General features: G+C 50.1%; 21 protein-coding genes and 1 pseudogene. 4 read left to right on the top strand and 18 right to left on the bottom strand.

Features of this window, described 5'->3' with window-relative positions; translation table 11 throughout:
• Window positions 1-4 precede the first annotated feature (4 nt).
• The 9 genes from uppS to DXA55_RS01475 form a co-directional block, all read right to left on the bottom strand.
• Window positions 5-742, bottom strand: coding sequence for a polyprenyl diphosphate synthase (uppS, locus tag DXA55_RS01515; RefSeq protein ID WP_022461499.1), 738 nt, complete (start codon window positions 740-742; stop codon window positions 5-7).
• A gap of 67 nt (window positions 743-809) precedes the next feature.
• Window positions 810-1,328 (bottom strand): ribosome recycling factor, encoded by a 519-nt coding sequence (gene frr, locus DXA55_RS01510; RefSeq protein WP_373141022.1) that lies wholly within the window; start codon window positions 1,326-1,328, stop codon window positions 810-812.
• 210 nt (window positions 1,329-1,538) lie between these two features.
• The gene (pyrH, locus tag DXA55_RS01505) at window positions 1,539-2,237 is read right to left on the bottom strand and encodes a UMP kinase (protein ID WP_022461497.1); all 699 of its coding nucleotides are present in this window, start codon (window positions 2,235-2,237) and stop codon (window positions 1,539-1,541) included.
• Window positions 2,238-2,295: 58 nt separating this feature from the next.
• Window positions 2,296-2,547, bottom strand: a complete 252-nt coding sequence (locus DXA55_RS19480; protein WP_442857654.1) for a helix-turn-helix domain-containing protein — start codon at window positions 2,545-2,547, stop codon at window positions 2,296-2,298.
• Window positions 2,548-2,622: 75 nt separating this feature from the next.
• The gene (locus tag DXA55_RS01495; protein ID WP_117800910.1) at window positions 2,623-3,942 is read right to left on the bottom strand and encodes an aspartate kinase; all 1,320 of its coding nucleotides are present in this window, start codon (window positions 3,940-3,942) and stop codon (window positions 2,623-2,625) included.
• A 134-nt stretch (window positions 3,943-4,076) separates the two neighbouring features.
• Window positions 4,077-5,396: a glycoside hydrolase family 32 protein gene (locus DXA55_RS01490; protein ID WP_117801219.1), complete on the bottom strand. Its 1,320-nt coding sequence runs from the start codon at window positions 5,394-5,396 to the stop codon at window positions 4,077-4,079.
• Window positions 5,397-5,513: 117 nt separating this feature from the next.
• Window positions 5,514-6,374, bottom strand: coding sequence for a carbohydrate ABC transporter permease (locus tag DXA55_RS01485; RefSeq protein WP_022461494.1), 861 nt, complete (start codon window positions 6,372-6,374; stop codon window positions 5,514-5,516).
• Entirely contained in the window at window positions 6,374-7,246 is an 873-nt protein-coding gene (locus DXA55_RS01480; RefSeq protein WP_022461493.1) for a carbohydrate ABC transporter permease, read from the bottom strand. The genes DXA55_RS01485 and DXA55_RS01480 overlap by 1 nt, the downstream gene beginning before the upstream one ends.
• Window positions 7,243-8,646, bottom strand: coding sequence for an ABC transporter substrate-binding protein (locus DXA55_RS01475; RefSeq protein WP_117812867.1), 1,404 nt, complete (start codon window positions 8,644-8,646; stop codon window positions 7,243-7,245). Before DXA55_RS01475 ends, DXA55_RS01480 begins: the two co-directional genes overlap by 4 nt.
• A gap of 312 nt (window positions 8,647-8,958) precedes the next feature.
• Between DXA55_RS01475 and DXA55_RS01470 the strand changes: the two genes are divergently transcribed.
• Complete coding sequence (locus tag DXA55_RS01470) at window positions 8,959-9,987, top strand: LacI family DNA-binding transcriptional regulator (RefSeq protein WP_117812866.1); 1,029 nt, start codon at window positions 8,959-8,961, stop codon at window positions 9,985-9,987.
• A gap of 114 nt (window positions 9,988-10,101) precedes the next feature.
• Here the strand turns inward: DXA55_RS01470 and DXA55_RS01465 are convergent, their stop codons facing one another.
• From DXA55_RS01465 to DXA55_RS01430, 8 genes are all read right to left on the bottom strand, one after another.
• Window positions 10,102-10,797: an L-ribulose-5-phosphate 4-epimerase gene (locus tag DXA55_RS01465; protein WP_022461490.1), complete on the bottom strand. Its 696-nt coding sequence runs from the start codon at window positions 10,795-10,797 to the stop codon at window positions 10,102-10,104.
• A 34-nt stretch (window positions 10,798-10,831) separates the two neighbouring features.
• Window positions 10,832-12,424 (bottom strand): xylulokinase, encoded by a 1,593-nt coding sequence (locus DXA55_RS01460; RefSeq protein ID WP_334294850.1) that lies wholly within the window; start codon window positions 12,422-12,424, stop codon window positions 10,832-10,834.
• Between the two features lie 32 nt (window positions 12,425-12,456).
• The gene (locus tag DXA55_RS01455; protein ID WP_117760372.1) at window positions 12,457-13,575 is read right to left on the bottom strand and encodes a GntR family transcriptional regulator; all 1,119 of its coding nucleotides are present in this window, start codon (window positions 13,573-13,575) and stop codon (window positions 12,457-12,459) included.
• 123 nt (window positions 13,576-13,698) lie between these two features.
• A complete protein-coding gene (locus DXA55_RS01450; protein ID WP_226906316.1) occupies window positions 13,699-14,316 on the bottom strand; it encodes a DUF5662 family protein in 618 nt (205 codons plus the stop codon).
• Window positions 14,294-16,189, bottom strand: a complete 1,896-nt coding sequence (locus tag DXA55_RS01445; RefSeq protein ID WP_055218161.1) for an alpha-amylase family glycosyl hydrolase — start codon at window positions 16,187-16,189, stop codon at window positions 14,294-14,296. The genes DXA55_RS01450 and DXA55_RS01445 overlap by 23 nt, the downstream gene beginning before the upstream one ends.
• 96 nt (window positions 16,190-16,285) lie before the next feature.
• Entirely contained in the window at window positions 16,286-17,041 is a 756-nt protein-coding gene (locus DXA55_RS01440; RefSeq protein WP_117812864.1) for an exodeoxyribonuclease III, read from the bottom strand.
• 81 nt (window positions 17,042-17,122) lie between these two features.
• Window positions 17,123-18,583 (bottom strand): aminotransferase class I/II-fold pyridoxal phosphate-dependent enzyme, encoded by a 1,461-nt coding sequence (locus DXA55_RS01435; RefSeq protein WP_158554953.1) that lies wholly within the window; start codon window positions 18,581-18,583, stop codon window positions 17,123-17,125.
• Window positions 18,584-18,697: 114 nt separating this feature from the next.
• Window positions 18,698-19,762, bottom strand: coding sequence for a branched-chain amino acid aminotransferase (locus tag DXA55_RS01430; protein ID WP_117509070.1), 1,065 nt, complete (start codon window positions 19,760-19,762; stop codon window positions 18,698-18,700).
• A 278-nt stretch (window positions 19,763-20,040) separates the two neighbouring features.
• On the opposite strand from DXA55_RS01430, the gene DXA55_RS01425 reads away from it, so the two are divergent.
• The 3 genes and pseudogenes from DXA55_RS01425 to DXA55_RS19110 all read left to right on the top strand — a co-directional run bounded on the left by DXA55_RS01425 (window position 20,041) and on the right by DXA55_RS19110 (window position 24,727).
• On the top strand, window positions 20,041-20,409 hold the full coding sequence (locus tag DXA55_RS01425) for a DUF1292 domain-containing protein (protein WP_022461482.1): 369 nt from the start codon (window positions 20,041-20,043) through the stop codon (window positions 20,407-20,409).
• 218 nt (window positions 20,410-20,627) lie between these two features.
• Entirely contained in the window at window positions 20,628-20,951 is a 324-nt protein-coding gene (locus tag DXA55_RS01420; RefSeq protein ID WP_117800904.1) for a helix-turn-helix domain-containing protein, read from the top strand.
• A 188-nt stretch (window positions 20,952-21,139) separates the two neighbouring features.
• Window positions 21,140-24,727, top strand: a pseudogene (locus DXA55_RS19110) (ABC transporter ATP-binding protein/permease).
• A 94-nt stretch (window positions 24,728-24,821) separates the two neighbouring features.
• Here DXA55_RS19110 and DXA55_RS01410 read toward each other — a convergent pair.
• Window positions 24,822-26,132: a M18 family aminopeptidase gene (locus DXA55_RS01410; RefSeq protein ID WP_055226483.1), complete on the bottom strand. Its 1,311-nt coding sequence runs from the start codon at window positions 26,130-26,132 to the stop codon at window positions 24,822-24,824.
• Window positions 26,133-26,306: the final 174 nt, after the last annotated feature.

Genomic DNA, 26,306 nt, shown 5'->3' with positions numbered 1-26,306 from the left:
TTTTTTATTCCTCCTTCACGCCGCCGTAACGCCGGTCTCTGTTATTATATTGTTCGATAGCTTTTCTCAATTCCTCTTCGTGGAAATCCGGCCACGGAACCTCGGTAAAGTAAAATTCCGTGTAGGCCAGCTGCCACATCAGGTAGTTGGAAAGGCGCTGCTCGCCGCTTGTACGGATCAGAAGATCTGGATCCGGGATTCCGGCGGTGTCGAGGTAGCTCTCAAAACACTGCTCCGTCAGTTTTCCGTTCTCATCAAACGCATTCTCTGCGAGAGTTCCGTTTTTCACATCCTCGATCATACGGGTCATGCCGCGCAGGATCTCATCACGGGAACCGTAGTTCATTGCGATCTGGAAGTACATGTGATCGTAATCTTTGGAGCACTCCTCCAGTTCATGAATGCTGTCCTGAATATCCTGCGGGAATGCGCTCGGATCTCCGATGATTTTGACGCGCATCTGATTTTTATGTGCTTTTTTGATGCATCGTTTCAGATACTGGCGGAACAGCTTTAAGAGGCCCTCCACCTCGGCGCGGGAGCGTTTCCAGTTCTCGGTTGAGAACGCATAGACGGTCAGATATTTGACACCCATGTCTTTGATCACGTCACACATTTTTTCCAGATTGTCGCATCCGACGATATGGCCGTAGCCGCGCGGCATATTGCGTTTTTTCGCCCATCTGCCGTTTCCGTCCAGGATGATGGCGATGTGATTCGGCACTTTTAATTCATTATCCATACTTTTTTCCTCCGTAAACGATAACAGGCTGCCTGCAAATGACAGGCAGCCCCTCGTTTTCTTTGTATTACACGGTCATAATTTCTTTGGATTTTACGTCCACCATCTGATCTACTTCTTTGATATATTTGTCTGTTAATTTCTGGGTCTGCTCCTCGAGCTCTTTGATTTCGTCCTCGGAAACGTCCTCTTTGGCAAGTTTCTTGAACGCATCATTGGCATCGCGGCGGATGTTGCGGATGGCTACCTTTGCGCCCTCTGCTTTTTTCTTTACCTCTTTTACCAGCTCTTTACGACGGTCCTCGGTAAGCTCCGGGAATACCAGACGGATGACTCTTCCGTCATCGGACGGGTTGATACCAAGGTCAGACATCATGATCGCTTTCTCGATCTCTTTTACCAGGGATGCTTCCCACGGCTGGATCTGGATCATACGTGCTTCCGGAACAGAGATGTTTGCCACCTGCTGCAGCGGAGTCGGTGTTCCATAGTAATCTACAGTAATGCGGTCCAGTACGTGCGGGTTTGCACGGCCTGCGCGGATGGTTCCGAATTCGGAATCGAGGCTTGCAATGGATTTGCCCATTTTTACCTCAAACGGTTTTACTCTCTCGTCGATCTGATTTGCCATATTAAATTTGTCCTCCTGCTATCTCTTATACGGTCACAGTTCTGCGAACTGTGACATTCGCAGCTCTCATTTAAAGTTTTGCTTCGCAAAAGGAGAGCTGCTCACACCTGAATCATTTTCTTACGCAGTAAAACAGCAAGTGTTTTACTGCTGAATTTTTATTAATTATACCGTTACTCTTGTGCCGTTAATTTTTCCGTTTGCAGCATTTACAATGCTGTTCTCTTCATTTAAACCAAATACCAGCATCGGCATTTTGTTTTCCTTGCAAAGGATGGATGCGGTCATATCTACCACTTTCAGATCCTTTTCAATGACTTCCTGAATGGAAATCTCGTCAAATTTCTTTGCATCCGGGTTTGTTTTCGGATCGCTGTCGTAGACACCGTCTACTGCTTTTGCAAGCAGAATCTCGTCTGCCTCGATCTCGATCGCGCGAAGTACGGTTGCCGTATCGGTTGAGAAATATGGATGGCCTGTACCGCCGGCAAAGAATACAACCATGTTGTGCTGGAAATATTTGTTTGCACGGTCTTTGGAAAATCCTTTTGTGAACTCTCCGCATGGAAATGGAGTCAGAACTGCGGTCATCATTCCCTGGGAACGGAAGATTTCTGATACATAGATACAGTTCATAACGGTTGCCAGCATACCGATCTGGTCTGCTTTGGTACGGTCGATATTTTCGGAACTGCGTCCTCTCCAGAAGTTTCCTCCTCCGATTACGATGCCGACTTCAATCCCCTGGTCTACCAGAGTTTTTACCTGTTTTGCCACTTTTGTGACGGTCGGCTCGTCAAAACCGGTGTGTTTCTCTCCTGCAAGAGCTTCTCCGCTCAATTTCAGTAATACTCGTCGTTTCATCTTGCATCCTCGTTCCTTTATGATATTTTTTCACAAATGTCTTGCATTTATGAAATGATTATACCATCTGTTCCCAAAAACGACAAGGGCAAAATTCGTTTGTGTTCCGCAGATCGTCTGCCGCTGCGAGAATCCGTCTCCACTGCAGATATTCCATCGGCGTCCGGTGCAGATACGCTTTGAAAATCCGCTGACATTCCCGTGGAGAGAGGTGAACGCTTGCGGCGGCTTCTGCGAACCGACGACCTGGATCATCTGTTGTGTGGTAATCTGTATTTTTACATTCACCATTCGAAAAGAATCCCGCGATACGGCGGCATAAAAACCATAAAAAAATCTCTGTCGGAAGTTCAGACTCCTGACAGAGATTTTTTATAGATTCATTTTAGATCTGCGCTACGACAAAGATATCATAAATTGCTTTGATTGCTGTTTCAAAGTCGCGGTTTTCAACGCCAATGATGATGTTGAGCTCGCTGGAACCCTGATCGATCATCTTGACATTAACGTGTGCATGCGCCAGTGCGGAGAAAATCCTTCCGGCTGTGCCTCTCGTTCTTCTCATGCCGCGTCCTACAACAGCAATCAGCGCCAGATCGGATTCAAGATCAATAGAATCCGGCTGTACGGCACGATGCAGTCCTGCGATAACCTGCTGTTCTTTTGCTGCAAACTCACTCTGATGAACAAATACCGTCATGGTATCGATGCCGGACGGCATATGTTCGAAGGAAAGATTGTTGTCCTCAAAAACACCGAGCACTTTTCTGCCAAAGCCGATCTCGGTATTCATCATGCTCTTCTCAACCGTAATGGATGCAAAGCCTTTCTTTCCGGCGATACCGGTGATGGTGAATTTCGGTTTGCTGCAGGTGTTCTCCACAATCATGGTTCCCGGATCCTGCGGTGCGTTGGTGTTCAGCACGTGGATCGGGATTCCCTCCTGACGGAGTGGGAAGATGGAGTCCTCATGAAGGACGGTAGCTCCCATGTAGGAAAGCTCACGCAGCTCACGGTAGGTAATGGTGGAAATGACTTCCGGATCCTTGACGATACGCGGATCGGTTACCAGGAAACCGGAAACATCGGTCCAGTTCTCGTAGATGTCAGCGTGTACGGCCTTTGCCACGATGGAACCAGTGATATCGGATCCGCCGCGGGAGAAGGTTTTTACGCTTCCGTCCGGTTTTGCGCCGTAGAATCCAGGAACGACTGCGTTATCCAGATCTTTTAAACGCTCGGAGAGCACTTCGTCAGTCTTGTCTGCAAGGAAGTTTCCGTTCTCGTCGAAGCAGATCACTTCTGCAGAATCAATATACGTATATCCCAGATAATTTGCCATCACGATACCGTTCAGGTACTCTCCGCGGGATGCGGCGTAGTCCTCTCCGGCTGCTGCGGCAAAGTTTTCTGCGATTTTTTCAAATTCCGGGGAAAGATCCAGGCTGAGGTTCAGACCGTCGATGATCTCCTGATATCTCGCTTTGATGTTCTGCAGTTTCTTCTTGAAATCTCTTCCAGCAACTGCAGTGCGATAGCAGTCATACAGCATATCGGTTACTTTCGTATCAGCAGAATTTCGTTTTCCAGGAGCGGAAGGTACCACGTATCTTCTTCCCTCATCTGCGCGGATGATGTCTCCGACCTTCTTAAACTGCTCTGCGCTCGCGAGGGAGCTGCCGCCGAATTTTACTACTTTCTTCATAATAATCTCTCCTTGCGTTCTTTTCGGATATCTTTCGAAATCTCGTTTTTCAGCCCGTCACTTTAACGTTAGAAAGCTGTTACGTACTAGATTAGAACAAAATCCCGTATGCGTCAAGAACTTTTTGGGCTGATTCATTCATTCCACAGATAAATTTCCGGTTTTTTCTCCATTTTATAGGAGAATGTCTCTCCAAGCCCGTAAACCGCCTGGCTTAATACGTACTCGCCGTTGTTTGCATAAATTTCGATCATATTCGGATCCACGAAAATCTCAAGAAGATCGCCCTCTTTTAACTGCGGCGTCTCGGCATGAAGCCATCCTTTTGCACCGGATGGATAGACATCCGTGCGGTCTGCGCAGACTTTTCCGCTCTGCCGCCAGATCTTATAGCCGCCGATTTCCAGGCTCTCACCCTCTTTTAATTCGGCGCGGATCATGGCACACTCTCCGCATGCCGAAACGAGGGAATCCGTCTTTTTGCAGAATCCGTCGCGGATCGCAGGCAGAACACGGAAGTAAATATGATCGTTCTGTACATCCACCACACGCGGCAGGCAGAACATGCCTTGCCATATACCATCTACCGGTTCCGGCATCCGAAGCCATGCGATGGAAATCCGGTTTCCGTCCGCATCCGTCATGGTCTGCGGTGCATAGAGGTCACCGCCGCAGTCCAGAAGCTGCCAGTTCTCCGGAAATTTCATTGTGCAGGTTTTTTCATCAAACTCAGGCAGCATACAGATCGCCCGATCCGCATAGCCGTCGGGGTCCTCGATCAGTTCCATCGGGGAGAATACAAAGACGCTGCGTCCGTTTACGTTAAAGAGATCCGGGCACTCCCACATCCAGCCGAGCTTCTGTTTCGTCGTCGCCTGTCCGGCCAGATGCCAGTGGGAAAGATCCTCACTCTTATAGAATAATGCCTCGCCCTTGTGATCCTTCGTCGTGCTTCCAAGCACCATATACCATGCGTCGCTTCCCTTCCAGACTTTCGGGTCACGCGTGTGCGTATTGTCGCCGATTTCCGGATCGGTGAGTGCCGGGATAACAACCTCCTTATCCCCGAAGACATCAAAATGCATACCGTCCTTCGAAGTAAGGTGAAGCTGCGCCGAGGTAAAATCCTGATCAAGGCACTGATGAATATCCTTCGGATTTACCTGATTATAGTGAACACCCGTGTAAAAGAGATGCATCACGCCGTTCTCTTCTACTGCGCTTCCGGAAAAGCAGCCGTTCTGGTCCTCGGAAAGACTCGGGAACAGGGCAACGCCGACATGCTCCCAGTGAATCAGATCCGGACTCACCGCATGGCCCCAGTGCATGGTGCCCCAGCGCGGCGCGTACGGAAAATGCTGATAAAAAAGATGATACTGTCCCTTATAATAAATCATGCCGTTCGGGTCATTCACCCAGTTGCCCGGCGCTTTTACGTGTAATCTGTTTTTCATGTGTTTGATTTCCTTTCTGTCTCTTTCTTGTTGTCTCTGATAAGAAAAGCCGGAAAAAGAAAGCATTTTTAATTCCGCCCTCCTTTGCCCGGCTTGTTCTTGATTTCTATGATTTACTTATTTAACTGCTCCGGCTACGACACCGTTGATGATCTGTTTCTGCAGTGCCACGTACAGAATCAGGATCGGGATGACGCAGAGCAGAAGACCTGCCATGATGGTTCCGTAATCTGCGGAGTAAGTTCCGTAGAAGCTGTAGGTGGAAAGCGGCAGAGTCAGCAGCTTTTTGTCGGTCAGCACCAGGGACGGCAGCAGGAAGTCATTCCAGAATGCCATCGCATTCATGATTACCATGGTGGAAATGATCGGCTTTAACAGCGGGAACACGATGCGGAAGAAGGTCTGGGTGTGGGTACAGCCGTCGATGTAAGCGGCCTCCTCCAGCGCCAGCGGGATACTTCCGCGGATGAATCCGTGGAACATGAACACGGACATCGCCATGGAAAATCCGGTGTGCATGAAGATCAGGGTCAGTCTGTGGTTCAGAATGTTTAAGGTTCCGCCGTATACACTGACAAGCGGGATCATGATTGCCTGGAATGGAATGATCATGGATGCAACCATCAGTGCAAAGATGATATTGGAAAATACGTTGACATTACGCACGATGTAGTAAGCCAGCATAGCTGCGAGTACCGTAACCAGTACGGTTGCTGTTACGGTTACAACCAGAGAGTTCTTGAAGGCATTCAGGAAGTTCATCTGATTGAATGCTTTTACAAAGTTGTCAAACGAAAGACCTTTGATCGTAAACAGCCAGGAGAACGGGCTCTTGATGATATCACGTTTCTGTTTTAAGGAGTTGATGATAACCATGACAAACGGGAACATGAACGCACAGAAAACGATGATCATAAGGAGCATAGCCAGCGCGTCAGTTACTTTTTTCTTTGTTCCGCCAATTTTCTTCTGATTCATTATGCTTCAACCTCCCTCTTCTTGGTGGTGTATACCTGAATACCGCTGATGCAGGCTACAATGATAAACAGGATAAAGGCTTCTGCCTGGCCGACACCGAACTGTCTCGATGTGAATGCTTTCTCATATACGTGCATGGCTGCCATCTCGGTGGTTCCGTACGGAGCACCGCCGGTTAAGGACAGGTTGACATCGTATACCATGAACGCACGGGACAGGGTCAGGAAGAGGCAGATAGTAACGGAGGACATCATCAGCGGAAGGATAATGTTTTTCATTTTTACCCAGCCGGATGCACCGTCGATGCTTGCCGCCTCGAGCACGTCCTCGGAAAGTCCCATAAAGCCGGCGACGTAGATCAGGATCATATAGCCTGCCAGCTGCCATACTGAAACGAGCACCAGCGCTGCAAATGCTTTGTTCGGGGTAGAAAGCCAGGAAATTTCAAACAGGCTCCATCCTGTGGTCTCACCGATGCTGACGAAAACACGGGAGAATACGAACTGCCAGATGTATCCAAGTACGATACCGCCGATCAGGTTCGGGGTGAAAAATCCGGCGCGGAAGAAGTTCTGACCTTTGATGCCGCGGGTCAGAATATAAGCCAGTAAAAAGGCGATCACATTGACGAGAACAACAACCGCAATGACATATTTAAAGGTTAACAGCAGGGATTTCCAGAACTGCGCGTCGCGCATAACGGCTGCGAAGTTGGAAAGTCCTACAAAGTTTTTCACGCTGGAAACACCGTTCCAGTCGGTTAAGGTCAGGTAAATACCGTAGATAAACGGTACCATGACGACTGCCAGGAAGCAGAACAGGCCCGGCAGCGCAAATACACAGAAATCTTTTCCCTTGTTGCTTGATTTCATTTTCGTTCCTCCTTCATATCCTCCGGCTTACTGCTCATCCCAGTATGCTGGATGGAATCTATCAGTTCCTCGCGGTCACTTCTTCCGGCCAGATATTTCTGCATTGCCGCACCAAGGACAGACCAGTGATCGTTCGGCACGATCGCAGATGCGTTGAATGCTCCGCCGTTCTGTACTTTTTCGTAAATGTCGCGGCTTAACGGATCGCTTGGCTCGTTCGGGTTGTTTTTAAACGGAGGGATCAGGCTGCAGGTCTTTACAACCATCTGCTGTCCGATCTCACTGTAAACCAGCCAGTTCAGGAACTCTTTTGCTGCTGCTTTCTGCTCGTCGGTAGCCACGATATCATCCAGCATGATCTGTTTGGACGGGGATGCCTGGATTTTGCTGTTGACGAAGTCGTCCGGATCATTGTTCAGGAAGTATGGAAGGAAACCGTACTCGTCGGTCGTCTCGGCTCCTGCCTCCTCAAGGTTCGGCCATGCCCAGTTTCCGTTGAACCAGAAAGCGGTTTTTCCGTCTGCCAGGTCAATTGCCATCTCATCGTAATCTGCGCCGAGTGGATCGCCCTTTGCTACGTTGTACTCTTTTAACAGGTCAAAGGTATTCAGGAACTCGTTCATGCGGGTGTAGTCCGGCAGATATAAGGTTCCGTCCTTCAGCTCGTTGATGACTTCTGCTGCACCGTCGGAGGTTCCGTTGTATGTCTCGTAGATGTACTGCAGCTGGTGTGCTCCAAGGGACCAGTCTTCTTTTGCCATGGAGATCGGATTCTTCATTCCGTTGTCCCGCAGGCTCTGGAGAAGTGCTGCGAAATCGTCCTGGGTTTTGATATCGGATGGATCGAACTCGGTACCTAAGGTATCTTCAATCACGCTCTTGTTGTAGATAATACCGCGGCCCTCGATACAAAGCGGGAAGCTGTAAACCTTTCCGTTGATTTTGGTCAGGTACTCTTCTGCCTCGCCGGTCCATGCTTCATTGCTTAAGTCGGCTGCTTTTTCTTCTGCCAGTGCAATGACATCGGTCGTATCCAGAATGGAAAGTGTCGGCGGGTTTCCGGAGTTGTAGAGGCTGACTACTTTGGTATAAGGAGAATCGCCGTCCGTTACCGGCATGATCTCAATATGTACGCCTGCTTTCTCCTCGAACACTTTTGCAATCTCTTCCAGTGCTGTCTGGATTTCTGCTTTTGTGTTCATGATGACGATACTCGTTCCGGAAAGCGACGTATCGTACTGGAAGGTATCGGTGGTCATGTCGATCGGCACTTCTTCTTTTACTGCGTTCGGGTCATCCGGATCGCTTGCGAAGCCGAAGGTGCATCCGGTCAGTGCAGAAGTAAGAAGCACGCCAGACATTCCAAGAGCTGCCGCCCTGGCACTAAATTTCTTTCTCATCACAATTCCTCCTGTTATCTCTGGACAGCTGGTCCTGTCCTTCGTTTTGTGTAACCGGTCAAGTAACCGGTTACTTTCATTGTCTTTATCATAGCATTGACAGTGGGTTTCGTCAATATTTTCTTTACTTTTCGTGATTTTCCATAATTTTGTTTTTGGCTTTTGTGGAACTTTTACAAAACCGGTTACTTAACCGATTCCCGCTTGTTCCGGCGGGCGAGAAATGTTATACTATCTTCATATATTATTTGTTTTTTTCTGAAAGCTTACATGATTCACGCAACACTTTTGAAGGGAAGGACACTTGAACTTATGGCACGAAAAAAAAATGTAACCTTTAATGATATTGCACAGTACACGCATTTTTCCAAAACAACCATTTCCCGGTATTTCAACAACCCGGATTCCCTGACACCGGAAAATCAGCAGATCATTTCCGATGCACTGGATAAACTGAACTATAAAGAAAACAAAGTGGCAAAAATTCTCGCGAACGGACAGACCGAATTTGTCGGCGTCCTGATCCCGAGTCTCTCCATGAACTACTATTCCGAGATGCTGAATCAGATTCTTGCTTCTTATGAGAAATATGGCTATAAATTCCTCGTCTTCGCCGGAAACGGCCACGACGAGACGGAGCACCGCTACATTCAGGAGCTGATGTCGTACAAAATCGAGGGCCTCATCGTCCTCTCCCATACACTCTCCTCCCGCGAACTCTCCGATCTGCAGATCCCGGTCGTTGCAATTGAGCGCGAAGACCAGTTCGTCAGCAGTGTCAATACAGACAACTACCTCGGCGCGTACGAAGCGACTTCGCTTCTGATTCATAACCACTGTGATGTCCTGATTCATCTGAACTCACCGACCAAAGAAAATGTTCCTGCCTACCGCCGTCTCGCCGGTTTCCAGGATGCCTGTATAAAGGCCGGTGTACCGCACAAGGTTATCATTCGGGATTTTGGACTCTCCTATCAGGAAGCCGCAGCACCGCTGCAGGAAATCTTTGACAACATCGAACAAAAATATGCCGGTCAGAAAAAGGGCATCTTCCTCTCCAACGATGATCATGCCAATATTCTTTTAAATCTTCTGATCCGCAAGTACCATACCCTGCCGAACGATTACGAACTCATCGGCTTCGACGGTGCGCCGATTTCCGAGCAGGCTATCTATCCGATCAGCACTGTCGGCCAGCAGATTGACCAGATTGCAGACGAGGCTGTTTCCCTTCTGGTCTCCCAGATGCAGGAACGGAAAAAACGCCACCCGGTGCCGCTTGCCGAGCCGGTTCACAAGACCGTTCCGCCGCTTCTGATCCGGCGTCAGACGACCACTTGATTTTAAAAGCAGATTTCTATCATAAAAATGTTTTTATCAAAAAAGTGTCATCCACCTGCGGGCTGTGTGCCCTGCAGCTTGTGGATGACACTTTTCTTATCTTCTTACTCTTTTTTAGTTCTGTCCGTAATAAGCATTTGCACCATGCTTACGGTAATAGTGTTTATCCTGCAGCTCCTGCGGTGCCGGCTGGATTCTCGGGTTGATGGTCTCGGCACGGTATGCCATTTTGGCAACCTCTTCGAGGACAACAGCATTGTGAACAGCCTCATGCGCATCTTTGCCCCAGGTGAACGGTCCGTGGTTCTTGCAAAGAACGGCCGGAACGGCTTTTACATCTTTTCCCATCCGTTTGAACTCATTGACGATCAGATGGCCGGTGTTTTCCTCGTATGCCTCGTCAATCTCTTCTTTTGTCAGGCAGCGCAGGCACGGTACTTCACCGTAGATGTAGTCTGCATGGGTTGTTCCGTAGCACGGAATGCTTCTTCCCGCCTGTGCCCAGCTTGTCGCATAGGAGGAATGGGTGTGAACAATGCCGCCGATCTCCGGAAATGCTTTGTACAGCTCCAGATGGGTCGGGGTGTCAGAAGACGGACGGTAGCGTCCTTCTACTTTGTTTCCGTTCAGATCCATGACAACCATATCGTCCGGTGTCAGCAGGTCGTAATCCACGCCGCTTGGTTTGATGACGAACAGACCGCTTTCCCGGTCAATCTCGCTGACATTTCCCCAGGTAAAGGTAACCAGTCCGTATTTTGGAAGAAGCATGTTGGCTTCGTATACTCTTTTTTTCAGTTCTTCTAACATTGTGTTGTCCTTTCTGTCTTTCCCAAACGATGGTTCATTTTAAGCTCTCTACTGCTGCACGCTCAATCGGCAGGCCTTTTTTGTAGCGCTCGGTGAATACTTCAAATCCAGCGACGTCTGCCGGGTCCGGATCCATCTTGGTTCCGGCATTTCCTGCGAAGACTTTTGCATCGAGGTAATCCTCGAGTGTTTCATTCTCTTCTTTGTTGATCATATAAGAAGCCAGCAGTGCGATGCCCCAGGCTCCGCCCTCTCCTGCTGTCTCCATGACGGAAACCGGTGCGTCGATGGCACCTGCGAGGATCTTCTGGCCGACACCTTTTGTCTTGAAGAGACCGCCGTGGCCGAGAATCTGGTCGACCTGCACATGCTCCTCTTTCATCAGGATATCAAGGCCGACTTTCAAGGCGCCAAGGGAAGTAAACAGGTTGACTCTCATAAAGTTTGCCAGATTGAATTTCGCATCCGGAGTACGTGCGAAGACAGGACGGCCCTCGTTGAAGCCGGTTACGTGCTCGCCGGAGAAGTAGTTGTAGGCAAGGAGTCCGCCGCAGTCTGCGTCGCCCTCCAGGGCTTTGTTGTACAGCTTGCCGAACAGATCATTCGTGCTGATTTCCATGCCGAAGGTCTGCGCAAATTCACGGAAGAGATTGACCCATGCATTCAGATCAGAAGTACAGTTCTGGCAGTGCACCATGGCAACCGGATGACCGGACGGGGTTGTTACCATATCGATCTCCGGGTATACTTTGGAAAGGTTCTTCTCCAGAACGATCATAGCAAAAACGGAAGTTCCGGCAGACACGTTTCCGGTTCTGACGCGGACGCTGTTTGTTGCTGCCATACCTGTTCCGGCATCTCCCTCCGGCGGGCAGAGCGGAATGCCTGCTTCCAGATTTCCGGACATGTCGAGAAGTGCGGCACCTTCTTTTGTCAGAACACCGGCATTGTCACCTGCGGTCAGAACGTGCGGCAGAACATCGAGTGCTTTCCATGAATATGCTTTGTCTGCGACTGCCTCGTCAAATTTGGCGATCATGTCGGCAAAGTAAGTGTTGGTTTCAGAATCGATTGGAAAGATTCCAGATGCCTCGCCGACACCAACGACACGCTCGCCGGTCATTTTCCACTGAATGTATCCGGCAAGGGTTGTCACGTAGTCGATATCTGCCACATGCGGCTCACCGTTTAAGATTGCCTGATACAGATGGGCGATAGTCCATCTCTGCGGGATGTGGAATCCGAAAAGATCGGTCAGCTTCTCGCTTGCTTCTTCTGTGATATTGTTTCTCCAGGTGCGGAACGGCACGAGGAGGTTTCCTGCTTTGTCAAATGCCATATAGCCGTGCATCATGGCACTGAAGCCGATGGCTCCGACGCGGGTCAGGGTGATGTCGTATTTTTCTTTAACATCAGCTGCCATTTTGGTATAGGCATCCTGCAGGCCCGTCCAGATGTCCTCGAGGGTGTAGGTCCACACGCCGTTGTCGTAGCGGTTTTCCCACTCGTGATCTCCGGATGCGATCGGGGCGTTGTCTGCGCCGATCAGGACGGCTTTGATTCTGGTTGAGCCGAGCTCAATACCAAGTGCTGTTTTCTGTTCGAGGATTGCTGTTTTTGCATCCATTCCCATTGTTTTTTCCTCCCTTGGGTTCTTTTCTATTTTTTCGTCTCTGTTGACAGATTTTTTCCTGCGGTGGATTCTCTTACGATGAGTTCCGGGGAAATCAGGCGTTTGACGCTGCTTTCTTCTTCCGGGACTTTTCTGATTTTTTCGAGAATGAGCTCTGCTGCCATCTCACCGAGTTTTTCCTGCGGATGGGCAATGGTCGTGATCCCGATCGGACTGCTCTGGCCGATCAGCGAGTTGTCGTATCCGGTGACGGCGATGTCTTCCGGCACGGAGATTCCCTTTTCTTCCAGCATGGAGATGACGGCGAGCGCGATCTGGTCGTTGTAGCAGACGGCGGCATCGACGGACTTTTTGCTGTCGAGCAGCATGGAAAGCATCAGGGACGGTTTGGTTTTCCGGTCCTCGGTGTGAAACCAGATGACGTTTTCGGGATCATACGGGATTCCGCTTTCCTGCAGCGCCTGCACGTAGCCTTTATGGCGCTGGGCGCCCTGGCTGTCGTCGGCCTTGAAGATGCCGATGATGTTTCGTCGGCCGGTCTCTAAAAGGTGCCGGGTCAGCAGATAGCCGCCTTTGCAGTCATCCATCAGAATGCAGGGCTTGTCTGCCATTTGGGGGTAGCAGCCCTGGATGAAGACATACGGGATCTGGTACTTGTCCAGCATTTCGTACAAGTTGATGTGGCGGCAGAGGATCTGGCTTTTGCTCGGCTCGATGATGAGGCCGTCGATGGGCTTGTCGAGGAGTTCTTTTAAGACTTTTTCTTCTTTGGAGCGGCTGTTGCAGGTGTTCTTTAAGATAATGCTGTAGCCGTTTTCGCTCAGCACTCGATCCATTCCCTGGATGAGGCGGGGGAAGATGTAGTCGGACAGGTAGGTGGTGGTGACGGCGATGTTTTTTGAATTATGACGCTGGATTACGCGCTCGGAGCAGAAGGTTCCTTTGCCGTGCTGGGCGGTAATGTAGCCTTCATTTTCGAGAAGAGCGAGGGCCTTTCGGACAGTGTGGCGTGATAGGGCGTATTCCCGGGTCAGTTCGTTTTCGGAGGGAAGCTTCTGGCCGGGTTTTATGGTTCCGGAGAGAATCTGCTCTTTTAGGGCTTCCATCAGGGTGTAGTATTTGGCTTTGCCGGTGGTTGGTTCCATGTGATTGGTGATTCCCCTTTCTGGAATTTATAATACAACTTGTACGGTTGTCGTGACAAGTTGTATTTTTGTTGTGAGAAAGGGACGCTCAGGAGTATCGGGAGGGCGGGTGGGTCCAATACCTTAATGAGTGGACGGGGACACTTTCTTGCGGATGGCCTCTTCGTAGACGGTGCATTCTTGAGGACAGTGCATTCGCGGGACGGGGTCACCTTTTAGGAAGTGGTAGCGGATGTAATAGAGGGTATCGTCTTCGCCGCGTTCCGAGAGCATGCGCAGCAGAAATTCGAGCTGCGAGAGTGTCTCGGGATGGACGAACCAGAGGTGGCCGATTCCTTTTTTGAGATACTGGTACGGCGCCTGATCGGTATAAGCGTCTCCGAGGTAGACGCGGGACGCGCTGATGCGGTCCATAATCATCTCGGCGACGTAACGGCGCGGCATTGGGACGCCTTTGATGATGGTGTCACAATTGATACCGTAATCAATCCAGTATTCAAAATGATGTTTGTTGCGCCCTTTATGGTGCATCCAGGATTTTGACATGCCGGTGTCTTCGCGCTCGGCGTTATTGGGACTCCGGTCGCCCTGATAGTATTTCATGCCGACCAGAAATTCCGTCGGCGAATATTTCGAGAGGTCGTGGGTCAGTCCCTGCCAGTACAGTCCTATTTTGAAGCAGTACCGCATGACCCACATTTTGTGTGTGGTAATGGTTTTAAAGTGCTGCCATGCTTTCATCATTCTGCCTCTTCTCCTGCTTTCCTGTTAAAATTATGATACTGCGCGGCGGCACGATGACCGTTTTTGCGCTGACTTTTTTCTGATTTTCTTCTGTCAGGAAGACTTCCGGTGTGTTGGTGTCGGCCGTCAGATACCAGACCTTCTGTTCCGGGAGGGACGGCAGTGCCAGCTCATGCGGATTCCAGTGCATGTTGTAGGCAATATAAAGATCGTCGTCCTTGTTGCCGTCTTTATCCTGGAAATAGCTTCCGCAGTACATGACGCCGATAAAACGGCACGTATTTTCCATCTGGGAGAACCAGGCTCTCTGGCTGTGGAAGGACATATCCGGGCAGCCGTAGGATTTGTAGTCGATGAGGCGCGGCTCGCGTTCGCCGTGCAGCGCCGGATGCGCTTTCCGGAAGGCGATTGCTGCTTTTACAAAGGCGGCAAACTCCGGATTCCGGGCGGCTGCTTTCCAGTCGATCCAGCCGGTTTTGTTGTCCTGGCACCAGGCGTTGTTGTTGCCCTTCTGGCTGTTGCCGAATTCATCACCGCCGTAAATCAGCGGTGTTCCCTGGCTTGTCATCAGCATGAGAACGGCATTTTTCAGCTGGCGGAGACGCAGCGCGCGCACAGCCGGTTTCCGGGTCACGCCTTCTGCGCCGCAGTTCCAGGTCAGGTTTTCGTTGGAACCATCCATATTGTCTTCGCCATTGTCCAGATTGTGTTTCTGTTCGTAGGAAACGCTGTCATACAGGGTAAAACCGTCGTGATCCGCAAGATAATTGATCACACCGTGTGTCTCCGGGCTTCTTCTCAGATAATAGGTGAAGTCGGAAAGGCTGCCCTCATCGCCTTTTAAGAAGCGGCGGATATGGTACTGGTAGCCCTGATTGTGTTCCCCTAAATTCCGGAACCACGGGCGTTTTCCCTGATAGATCCGTGCGCCGTCAAAACCGAGGAAAATCAGTTTCGTCTTCCGAAGGAGTGCATCTTTGGACGCTTCTTCTGCCAGCGATGCATCGCCGACCAGATGGAAACCGTCGATCTGGTAGCGGAGCTGCCAGTGGTGCAGAACCTGCAGGGCAAAACCAGAAGGCGTTCCCGGGGCAAAACAGAATTCCATCAGGCATTCGATACCATTCTCATGCAGGGCATCGACCATCTCTGCGAACTCTGCGACGGCATCTGCGGATGCAGCATACGAAGCTTTCGGAGCAAAATACAGGGCCTTTGTGCCGTATCCCCAATAATTCACGCGCTTCTCTTCCGCCGGCGCCGGATATACATAGGCCGGCTCCGTAAGGGAGGTCCACTCAAAAAACTCGTAGGACGGCATCAGTTCTACTGCATTGATACCGAGTTCTTTTAAGTATGGAATTTTTTCGATCACGCCGCGGAACGTTCCCTTGTTCTTTACACGGGAGCTTCCGTCTTTGGTGAAACCGCGCACATGGAGCTTATACAGAATCGTCTCCTCATACGGCCGGTGCAGTGAGGTGGTGCGCATTACCGGGTACTCCGGGAGAAGGCAGCAGCAGGCGCCCTCTTCTTTTTCCATCGGTGCACCGAAGGTTTCTCTTCCTTCTACTGCTCCCGCATACGGATCCAAGCAGAAAGCTTCGTCCATCCGGTAGGCATACGAAAACTTTCCTACCGTCAGGCCTGTGATTTCCACGGAACTGATCACGCCAGTGCGCTCCTCTTCCGGAAGCGGCACGGTAAGAAACGGTTTCTGGTGACCTTTCCGGTACAGCAGAAGCTCTGCTTTTTTTCCATCTGATACTTCTACGGCAAAATTGTATCCGTCTTTCGTCGCCGATGCGCCCATTTTCTCCGGATTTCCCGGTAAAATTCGATATTTTCCTCTGTTTTTTGTCTGTATCATAATTTCCGCCCTTATTTTTTATAATTTGTTGCAATTGTCATACTATTAATGTAAATCATTTGAATAAAATTGTCAATTGACCAATGTTACCAATTGTTATACCTCTAAATCCAGTTCCACCGGGCAATGGTCGGAACCGAGAATTTCGGTATGGATTTTGGCATCTGCAACTGCATCTTTTAAGGACTCTGATATCATAAAGTAATCAAGCCGCCATCCTGCATTCCGCTGGCGTGCCTGAAAGCGGTATGACCACCAGGAATACGTCACGGTGTCCGGATACAGCATACGGAAGGAATCAACAAAGCCTTTTTCTTTGATCACAGCAAATTTTTCGCGCTCCTCTTTCGTAAAGCCGGCGTTTTTCTCATTTGCCTTTGCATTTTTGATATCCATCTCGGTCGCTGCGACGTTCAGATCTCCGCAGAAAATCACCGGTTTTTCCTGCTCCAGTCCTTTTAAATAAGAAAGAAACGCATCCTCCCACTCCATCCGGTAGGCAAGGCGTTTTAATTCATCCTGCGAATTCGGTGTGTAGACGGTTACAACAAAGTATTCCGGAAACTCTGCCGTAATCACACGGCCTTCCATATCATGTTCTTCGATTCCGATACCATAGCGAACGGAAATCGGCTCCTCTTTGGTAAACAGGGCCGTGCCGGAATATCCTTTCTTTTCCGCATAATTCCAATACTGATGATAGCCGGGCAGCTCAAGGTCGATCTGTCCTTCCTGCAGCTTTGTCTCCTGCAGGCAGAAAATATCGGCATCTGCCGCCTCAAAGTATTCCTGAAAGCCTTTCTTCATACAGGCTCTCAGTCCATTTACGTTCCAGGATATCATTTTTTTCATACGCAATTCATCTCCTTTTCCTGACAGTCTGTTCTCTGCGGTTTCTGTTGCAAAGCGCTGGGAACCGACTTCCGTTTTCTTTTATTCCTCTTTCAGAACATACAGCACTTCCAGCGACGCATCCGACGGTCCGTGAAATTCGCAGCCGTCTGCTTTATACTGGCGCATCAGTTCCAACATTTCTCTGCTGTACCGCTCGCCCGGGCAGATGAGCGGGATTCCCGGCGGATATGGGGCTGCCATCTCGGCTGCAATTCGTCCTTCCGCTTCTGCAAACGGAACGGCTTCCTTCTCCGCAAAATATGCCTCGCGCGGTGTCTTTACCATCTCCGGCAGGCTGCGGAACAGCCACTGCTTTTCTGTAAACTTCGTCCGCCCCGTCGTTTTCCCGCTCTCTGCTGCCGAAATTCCTGCCAGCGCATCGATCAGCCGTGTGATATCTTCCTCGCTGTTTGCCCAGGTAATAACGCAGACCACGTTCTCCTCGTCGGCAAGCTCTGTACTGACGCGGTATTCCTCGTACAGACGCACCTGCAGATCGTAGCCGGAAATACCAAGTTCTCTTGCCGAGAATACAAGACGCGTCAGGTCGATCTTCCATACGCCGCACGTTCCTTCCATCTCGGTCCCAAGAACTTCGATTCCTTTGATCTTTGCAAGCTCCTGCCGCGCCCTCTGGCCGAGTTCCAGCGCGCGTTCCATTCGCTCTTTTCCGTGCAGCGCCATCCCGCGCCGCGCCGCATCGAGGGATGCCATCAGAAGGTAGGACGGCGATGTACTCTGTACCATCTGCAGATTGGCGGCCACTCTTGCCTCATCGAGACGGCCAGAACCGAGTGATAAGAAGGAGCTCTGTGTAAAGGAACCCGCCGTTTTGTGGATACTCTGCGCGCAGGCATCCGCACCACTTTCCAGTGCGCCGAGAGGAAGCTGTTCGGAAAAATAGAGGTGCGATCCATGTGCTTCATCGACAAGAAGCGCTGCGTTGTGGCAGTGACAGATTTCTGCGATCGCCTGCAGATCACTGCAAAGACCGTAGTACGTCGGGCTGACCAGAAGTACGGCTTTCGCATCCGGCGTTTCCGCGAAGGCTTTTTCGATCGTCTCCGGCGTTACGCCGCCCCACATCTGCCATTTCGTGCTGTACTCCGGCATCACATAAACCGGTGTGGCTCCGCTTAAAATCAGGCCCATCAGCACCGATTTGTGCACGTTTCGCGGAACAATGATTTTTTCGCCCTCTTTCACAGACGAAAGCACCATCGCCTCGTTGCCGCATGTTGTGCCGTTGACAAGAAAAAAAGTTTTTTTTGCCTTCCACGTTTCCGCCGCCAGTTTCTGCGCCTCTGCAATCACGCCCTCCGCGTGATGCAGATCGTCAAGCCCTTCTGCCTCCGAGAGGTCATACGCCGCAAGCGACGCTCCGTTTAACGTCTCATCCAGCCCGCGCTCAAACCGGTGTCCCGGAATACGGAAATAGGCCGGTGCTTCCTCCCGGAACTGTTGTAACGCCTCCACAAGAGGCATTCGATTCTGATCCATTCTGCTTTGTTTCCTTTCAAACGATTTCTGAATCTTTTTCTGAAGCGAAAGAATCCTCCCCGCACCGCTGTGCGGGAAGGACCCCCTTATCTGCATTTTTCTGTTTTATATGGTTTATTCTACCGGAGTAGTCCAGCCATATTTATCTTCCAGTTTACCCCACTGGATACCGGTCAGGGTATCGTACAGTTTCTGGGTCAGCTCACCGATCTTGAAGTCATTTACAACAACAGAATCGTCCTTGTATACAAATTCACCAACCGGAGATACAACTGCTGCTGTACCAGTACCAAATGCTTCTTCCAGTGTGCCGTCATGACCTGCTTTCATCAGATCGTCAACCGACAGATGTGTTTCGTTTACTTTATATCCCCAGTCTCTTAAGATATGGATCAGGGAATCACGGGTTACGCCCGGAAGAACAGTTCCTTCCAGCGGTGCGGTGTAGATTTCGCCGGCAATCTTGAACATGATGTTCATGGTTCCAACTTCCTCTACATATTTACGATGTACGCCGTCCAGCCACAGAACCTGGGTGCATCCCATCTTCTCTGCTTTTACCTGGCCTGCGATGGAACTTGCATAGTTACCGCCGCATTTTGTAAATCCTGTGCCACCTTTGACTGCACGAACATATTCATCCTCAACCAGGATCTTAACCGGGTTGATGCCCTCTGCATAGTATGCTCCAACCGGAGTGGTGATGATAACGAATTTGTAGGATTTTGCCATATGTACGCCAAGGCTTGCCTCAGTAGCGAACATGAACGGACGGATGTAAAGAGATGTACCTGGCTCAGACGGTACCCAGTCTTCCTGTGCTTTAACCAGTGCTTTGACAGCCTCTACAAACATCTCCTCCGGTACGCCCGGCATGCAGAGTCTCTCGTTGGATTTAATCATACGGCGTGCGTTCATTTCCGGACGGAACAGCTGGATCTTTCCTTCTGCTGTTCTGTAGGCTTTCAGTCCCTCGAACGTTTCCTGTGCATAGTGAAGTACCATGGTTGCAGGATCCATCGGGATTCCGCCGTACGGTACGATTGCTGCATCATGCCATCCCTGCTCTTTGTCCCAGTCCATGACAAACATATAGTCTGTAAAGTGTTTTCCGAATCCAAGATTTTTCTGATCCGGTTTTTCCTGTAAATGTTCTCTTTTTTCAAATCTGATATCCATTTTTTGCCTCCCCGGCAGTTGAGGATAAGTTTGTTCAGCTGCCTGTATATTTAGATTCAATAGTGATAGTATAAAACTGTACCCGAAAACAGTCAATAGAAAATACGACTAATTTTTCATTTTTTCGTTCTTATTTATTGTATCTTTTCCGTATTTTCCTGTATCAGCCGCATTTTTTCTGCTTTCCCGGCACAGCCATTGTGTTTTTTTCTATTATCTGTTAGAATGGCAGACAAGAACCTGATAAGACTTGAACACGAAAAAGGAAGGTAATACAAATGAGTGAAGAATTATTCAACAGCGCATCCTGCAGCGGAGACTGCACAAGCTGCGGCAGCGACTGCCAGGATCTGGATCAGCCGACTGTTACCCTGACACTGGACGACGATACCGAAGTAAAATGTGCCGTACTGACCATTTTCCCAGCTCCGAACCAGAAAGAGTACATCGCCCTTCTGCCGCTCGATGAAAACGGCGAGAACGAAGACGGCGAAGTTTATCTGTATCGTTACTACGAAGAGAACGGCCAGCCGAACCTCGACAACATCGATTCCGATGAAGAGTACGAAATTGCAGCAGACGCATTCGACGAGCTGATGGATACCGAGCAGTTCAACGAGATGGAAGAAAATTCCACCGAAGAGTAAGAATCACAGACTTTGAAACGATTGCAGAACCCGGCGGGAAACCTTATTTTCCTGCCGGGTTTTTCTCTCTTTTTCTCTCAAATTCCCATTATTTCTTATTTGTACAGCTTTTCTGCATCTCTCTTTAAGATCTGTTTCTATTCTTTTACAGACGTATAATATATGTGAGTAGCAATTTTCATGCCGCTACATTACATAGGAATACGAGGTATCTTTTTATGAGAGATAAAGATGTGATACAGCACATTCAGGATTTATGCCGCGAGCGCTCCTGGACTTATTACCGTCTTGCAAAAGAGGCGGACATTCCCTATTCTACCTTAAATAATATGGTAAACCGCACCAATATCCCAACCATCCCTACCCTGCAGAAGCTCTGCGACGCCTTTGGCATTACACTTGCCGATTTCTTTCTCGATGAGCCGGACGCTCTGCAGCTCACCGAAGGACAGCAGGAAATCATTACGCTTTACAATAATCTTTCGCTGGAGAAAAAGAAAATCTTAAAGGCTTATATGAAAGGTCTTCTGATGGAAGTCTGACTTTTCCGGCATTATAAGTATTACAGATAAAGAAAGTTCCGTTTTTTGTTTTTCTGAAACAGAGGCGGAACTTTTTTCTGTCGATAAACTTTTCTTAAATTTTTCTAAAGCCCGGGACTTTTCCCGTATTTCGTTGTAGAATAAAGGACAACTGTTCACATATTAATCACAGAAGGAGTTACCCTTTCATGCTACAGATTCAGCATATCAAAAAAGAATACCGGACCGGGACGCTGGTACAGAAAGCGCTCGACGATGTGTCCTTAAATTTGCGCGACAACGAGTTTGTCGCTATTTTAGGGCCGAGCGGTTCCGGAAAGACGACGCTTCTGAATATCATCGGCGGCCTCGACCGCTACGACAGCGGCGATCTGATCATCAACGGCATTTCCACGAAAAAGTATAAGGACCGCGACTGGGATCCTACCGGAACCACACGATCGGCTTTGTCTTCCAGAGCTACAACCTGATCCCGCACCAGACCGTCCTTGCAAACGTAGAGCTGGCGCTTACCATTTCCGGTGTTTCCAAAGAGGTGCGGCGCAAAAAAGCAATCGCGGCACTTGAAAAGGTCGGTCTTGGAAAACAGCTCCACAAGCGGCCAAGCCAGATGTCCGGCGGTCAGATGCAGCGTGTCGCCATCGCCCGCGCTCTTGTCAATGACCCGGAAATTCTGCTTGCCGATGAGCCGACCGGCGCGCTCGATTCCGACACCAGTATTCAGGTCATGGACCTGCTGCAGGAAGTTGCCAAAGAACGCCTTGTCGTCATGGTCACACACAATCCGGAGCTCGCCGAGCTTTACGCCAACCGGATCGTCACCCTGCGCGACGGTGTGATCTGCTCCGACACGAACCCGTTTGAGCCGGATTCCGAAACCCTGCTTCCTCCCAAACACAAAAACATGGGCAAATCGTCGATGTCCTTTCTGACGGCGCTCTCCTTAAGTTTTAATAACCTGCGCACCAAGAAAGCGCGGACCTTGCTCACCTCGTTTGCCGGCTCGATCGGCATCATCGGCATTGCACTGATTCTGGCACTCTCCTCTGGTGTCAACGAGTATATTCAGAATATGGAGGAGGAAACTCTCTCCGAATATCCGCTTCAGATCCAGAGCACCGGCTTTGACCTCACTTCGATGATGGTCGGCTCACAGAATGCCGGCAAAGACTCAAAAGATTCCGGCAAAAAGAATGAAATCAAAGTCCAGGAAGTCGTGACCAACATGTTCTCCACCATGAACTCCAACGATCTCGCTTCCCTGAAAAAGTACCTTGACGGCGGTGCGGACGGCATTTCCGACTACACAAATGCCATCGAATATTCCTACTCCGTCACGCCGCAGATCTACCGCGAAGACGGCGATTCCATCCGCCAGGTGCACCCGGACCAGTCGTTCCGCTCGCTCGGCCTTGGCGCAAGCTCCAACAGCATCATGTCATCCATGATGAGCACCAACGTCTTTTACGAGATGCCGGACACCGCTTCCCTGTACGAGAACCAGTACGACTTAAAAGCCGGACACTGGCCGGAAAACTATAACGAATGTGTGCTTGTCCTCACTTCCGACGGCGGAATGAGTGATTTTCTGCTCTACACCCTGGGGCTCCGCGATGCACTCGAGCTGGATGAGATGGTCCGCCAGTTTTTAAATGAAGAAACCGTCGAGACCCCTTCCTCCATCGGCACGTATTCCTACGATGATATCCTCGGCACCACGTTCCGTCTTGTGAACAGCGCCGACTGCTACGAATACGACAGTCAGTATCAGGTCTGGAAAGATAAAAGCGACAACGAAGACTATATGAAAAAACTCGTTGCCAACGGCGAAAAGCTCACAATCACCGGTATTGTCCAGCCGTCCCCTGACTCTGCCGCCTCTGCCCTGACCGCCGGCATCAATTACCCGGCATCGCTGACCCGCCACGTTGTGGAGGAAGCAAAGAAATCCGAGATTGTGAAACAGCAGATGGCGGACTCCTCCATCGATGTCTTTACGAATCAGGAATTCGGCACCGTGGATCAGAACAGCGGTCTTGATATGGATTCCTTTATCACTGTCGATGAGGACAAGCTGCAGAACGCTTTCCAGTTCGACGATTCCGCACTCTCCGGTGCTTTTTCCGGTGATTCCATGAACCTTGATTTTTCCAGCGCCTTTGCGGACGCCGGAAGCAGCATGGATCTCGCGGGTGCGATTGACCTCAGTCAGATCTCTCTTAATTTCGACGGACTGCCGCAGCTTGATCTTGGCCAGATTTTATCCGGACTTACTCTCAATGTCAGTGAAGACGGCATGCAGGAACTGGCTTCCAGCCTCATGGAGGGCTATCAGGCTACGCCTCGGAGCACCCGGAGGCGGATTATTCCCATTTACAGGAGGATTTCGTCTCCTACATCAATTCCACGGAAGCACAGGAAATCCTGCGGCGCCACATCCAGACCATCATTGCAGGCGGCGGTGTTTCCATTACACAGGAACAGATCCAGGAACTCATTCAGCGGATCTTCAAAGGGTATCAGGCATACCTGATCAAGATGGGCTACACCGATCCGGAACAGTTTGATGCTTATCTTGCGGAGTATCTGCAGACCGAAGAAGCTGTTCAGATCATCAACGACTGGATTTCCGAGGTGATGCAGAACAACGGCAATATCGAAATTACATCCGACCAGCTCACTGCGCTTGCGACGGAGCTTTCCAACGGTTATCTCGCTTACGTGAAGGAGAACGGCCTGCCGGATCCGACGGAGATGGGCCAGCACTTTATCGCCTATCTGAACACGGCGGACGGCCAGCAGCGGCTGAACAGCGGTATCACAAAAATCGTCGATCTCAACGGACTGCAGTCCCAGGTTTCTTCTGCGCTCACAAACTACATGGCAGGCGTTATGGGAAGCTACTCCGCTTCTGTCGCCTCGGTTCTGCAGACACAGATCACTTCCGCGATGGAACAGATGATGACGCAGATGGCCTCTGCAATTCAGTCCGAGATGGAGCGCGCCATGACGCAGGTCGGTAATTCTCTGCAGGATTCGATGGGCGATGCCATGAAGATTGACACCGATGCCTTTGCAAGTGCCTTCCAGATGAATATGACTGAGGATGATATGAAGGAGCTCTTCGCTTCTCTTAGTTCTTCCGGCTCTTCCACCTATGAGGCAATCTGCTGAAACTGGGCTACGCTGATTTTGACGAACCTTCTTCGATCAGCATTTACCCGAAAAACTTTGAGAGCAAGGAACACGTTGTCTCCATCCTCGACGGTTACAATGACACGATGGAAAAAGAAGGCAAAAACGAGCAGGTAATCTCGTACACCGATGTGGTCGGCACTCTGATGTCCTCCGTCACGGATATCGTCAACATCATCAGCTACGTGCTGATCGCTTTTGTCGGCATTTCCCTTGTGGTTTCCTCGATTATGATCGGCGTCATCACCTATATCAGTGTTCTGGAACGTAAGAAAGAGATCGGTATCCTGCGCGCGATCGGTGCTTCGAAACGCAATATTTCGCAGGTCTTCAATGCCGAAACCTTCATCATCGGACTCTGTGCAGGACTGATCGGCATCGGGCTCTCGCTGCTTCTGATGATTCCGGGCAACCTTCTGATCCACCATCTGGCGGATACGACGAAGGTCAGTGCTTCTCTTCCGCTCGTCCCGGCGCTTGTTCTGATTGCACTCAGCGTCGTTCTGACCCTGATCGGCGGTCTGATTCCGTCGAAGAAAGCGGCAAAAAGCGATCCGGTTACGGCACTCCGGACAGAATAATCTGATCCTTAAAACACACTTTGCAAGTACACAAAAAGCGGCCGGCAGAGGCTTTTCAAAAGTCCCGCCGGCCGCTTTTTTCTATCTTAAACTTTTATTTTTCTTCCAGAGAAAATCCATGCTCTGTCCGCACCAGTGTCGTCTCATAGAAGGTCTTTGCGAACTGCACCAGATAAGCAGTATCTTTGGCGCCTGCCGTCTCATACGGGGAATGCATCGCAAGCTGAGCCATTCCGATATCCACGCTTGTCACCGAGACAAGAGAGTTCAGAATTGCGCCGAGCGTGCTTCCGCCCGGAATGTCGGCGTGGTTTGCGAATACCTGGCACGGTACGCCGGCCTTCTCGCAAATCATCTTTGTTACAGCTTCCGAAACAGCATCGGTCGTGTATTTCTGGTTTGCACTCTGTTTGATGACAACGCCGCCGTTCATGTAGACGCGGCTCTTCGGATCGTATTTCTCCGCATGCGCCGGATGGAACGCATGTGCATTATCGGCAGAAACCATAAAGCTTCCCGCAAGATCTCTGTGGTAAGCGATCGTGTCTTTTCCGCACGCTGCGTTGATGTGCTGCAGGGTCTCAGTCAGGAACGACGAATCTGCGCCCTGTTTGGTAAGGCTTCCGACTTCCTCGTTGTCAAAGATTGCGCAGACATTAACCTGACCTGTCGCTTTTGCGGCAAGGAATCCTTTTAAGGAACCGAATGCGCTCTGCAGATCGTCGAGGCGGCCGCTGGACAGAAATTCTTTGCTGGCGCCCCAGATAGAGCCCTCCACGCGGTTGTACAGATAAAGTTCCATCGAGAGGATGTCCTCTTTTGCCGTATCCGGCAGAAACAGCTCATAGAAATGGTCTTTTGCGGTCTCATCGCCGAGGATCGGAAGCATGTCGGTCTGTACGCTGTATTTGATTCCGTTGTTGATGTCGCGGTTCAGATGGATCGGCAGGTTCGGGATCGTCACCAGATCTCGTCCGGCATCAACCAGCACGGATTTCACGCTGTTTCCGTCACGTACCACCATGCGGCCCGCCAGGGAAAGCGGACGGTCAAACCATGGGGAACGGATCATTCCGCCGTAGCCCTCCACGTTCAGGCGGGTATAATGACCATCCGTCACGAATGGGTCCTCTCCCTTTACTTTAAACGTCGGACAGTCGCTGTGGCTTGCGATGATCTGGTAGCTGGAAAATGCGCTCTCCGGGATCTGGAACGCAATCACCGAGGATTCATTTCTCGTCACATAATATTTTCCGCCCGGAACGAGACTCCATTCTTTTGTCTCCTCCAGTTTTGTATATCCATTTTCGTTCAGCAGATCGCCGGCTTCTTTTACCACATGAAACGGGCTTTTGCACCGCATGATAAAATCGAGCAGCTCCTGCGCTGTATTCAGGTATTCCATAGTTTTTCTCCTTTGCATATATTCAAACGCTTCTTCTATTTTATAAAATCCCGCTGTCTTTTTCAAGACCCAAAAACCTGTGGGAACTTACTGTATCACTCGCAATCATCGTTTCGAATCGGATATTCGCAATCCGCTTCGCTACTCGCACATAAAACCAGCCGCTGCTTCACA

The sequence above is a fragment of the Blautia sp. OF03-13 genome, from assembly GCF_003460685.1.
Lineage (GTDB): Bacteria > Bacillota > Clostridia > Lachnospirales > Lachnospiraceae > Fusicatenibacter > Fusicatenibacter saccharivorans.
The sequence above is the reverse complement of the archived record's forward strand: the minus strand, read 5'-3'. Positions and strand labels throughout refer to the sequence as shown.

What these genes read in the sequence shown, in the direction of transcription:
- DXA55_RS01475 (WP_117812867.1), bottom strand. Translation starts at nt 8,646, where the DNA reads ATGAGAAAGAAATTTAGTGCCAGGGCGGCAGCTCTTGGAATGTCTGGC.
- DXA55_RS01470 (WP_117812866.1), top strand. Translation starts at nt 8,959, where the DNA reads ATGGCACGAAAAAAAAATGTAACCTTTAATGATATTGCACAGTACACG.
- DXA55_RS01440 (WP_117812864.1), bottom strand. Translation starts at nt 17,041, where the DNA reads ATGAAAAAAATGATATCCTGGAACGTAAATGGACTGAGAGCCTGTATG.
- DXA55_RS01455 (WP_117760372.1), bottom strand. Translation starts at nt 13,575, where the DNA reads ATGGAACCAACCACCGGCAAAGCCAAATACTACACCCTGATGGAAGCC.
- DXA55_RS01485 (WP_022461494.1), bottom strand. Translation starts at nt 6,374, where the DNA reads ATGAATCAGAAGAAAATTGGCGGAACAAAGAAAAAAGTAACTGACGCG.
- DXA55_RS01410 (WP_055226483.1), bottom strand. Translation starts at nt 26,132, where the DNA reads ATGGAATACCTGAATACAGCGCAGGAGCTGCTCGATTTTATCATGCGG.
- DXA55_RS01480 (WP_022461493.1), bottom strand. Translation starts at nt 7,246, where the DNA reads ATGAAATCAAGCAACAAGGGAAAAGATTTCTGTGTATTTGCGCTGCCG.
- DXA55_RS01430 (WP_117509070.1), bottom strand. Translation starts at nt 19,762, where the DNA reads ATGGATATCAGATTTGAAAAAAGAGAACATTTACAGGAAAAACCGGAT.
- pyrH (WP_022461497.1), bottom strand. Translation starts at nt 2,237, where the DNA reads ATGAAACGACGAGTATTACTGAAATTGAGCGGAGAAGCTCTTGCAGGA.
- DXA55_RS01435 (WP_158554953.1), bottom strand. Translation starts at nt 18,583, where the DNA reads ATGGATCAGAATCGAATGCCTCTTGTGGAGGCGTTACAACAGTTCCGG.
- frr (WP_373141022.1), bottom strand. Translation starts at nt 1,328, where the DNA reads ATGGGCAAATCCATTGCAAGCCTCGATTCCGAATTCGGAACCATCCGC.
- DXA55_RS01495 (WP_117800910.1), bottom strand. Translation starts at nt 3,942, where the DNA reads ATGAAGAAAGTAGTAAAATTCGGCGGCAGCTCCCTCGCGAGCGCAGAG.
- DXA55_RS01425 (WP_022461482.1), top strand. Translation starts at nt 20,041, where the DNA reads ATGAGTGAAGAATTATTCAACAGCGCATCCTGCAGCGGAGACTGCACA.
- DXA55_RS01445 (WP_055218161.1), bottom strand. Translation starts at nt 16,189, where the DNA reads ATGATACAGACAAAAAACAGAGGAAAATATCGAATTTTACCGGGAAAT.
- DXA55_RS01465 (WP_022461490.1), bottom strand. Translation starts at nt 10,797, where the DNA reads ATGTTAGAAGAACTGAAAAAAAGAGTATACGAAGCCAACATGCTTCTT.
- DXA55_RS01450 (WP_226906316.1), bottom strand. Translation starts at nt 14,316, where the DNA reads ATGAAAGCATGGCAGCACTTTAAAACCATTACCACACACAAAATGTGG.
- DXA55_RS01420 (WP_117800904.1), top strand. Translation starts at nt 20,628, where the DNA reads ATGAGAGATAAAGATGTGATACAGCACATTCAGGATTTATGCCGCGAG.
- DXA55_RS01460 (WP_334294850.1), bottom strand. Translation starts at nt 12,424, where the DNA reads ATGGATGCAAAAACAGCAATCCTCGAACAGAAAACAGCACTTGGTATT.
- DXA55_RS01490 (WP_117801219.1), bottom strand. Translation starts at nt 5,396, where the DNA reads ATGAAAAACAGATTACACGTAAAAGCGCCGGGCAACTGGGTGAATGAC.
- uppS (WP_022461499.1), bottom strand. Translation starts at nt 742, where the DNA reads ATGGATAATGAATTAAAAGTGCCGAATCACATCGCCATCATCCTGGAC.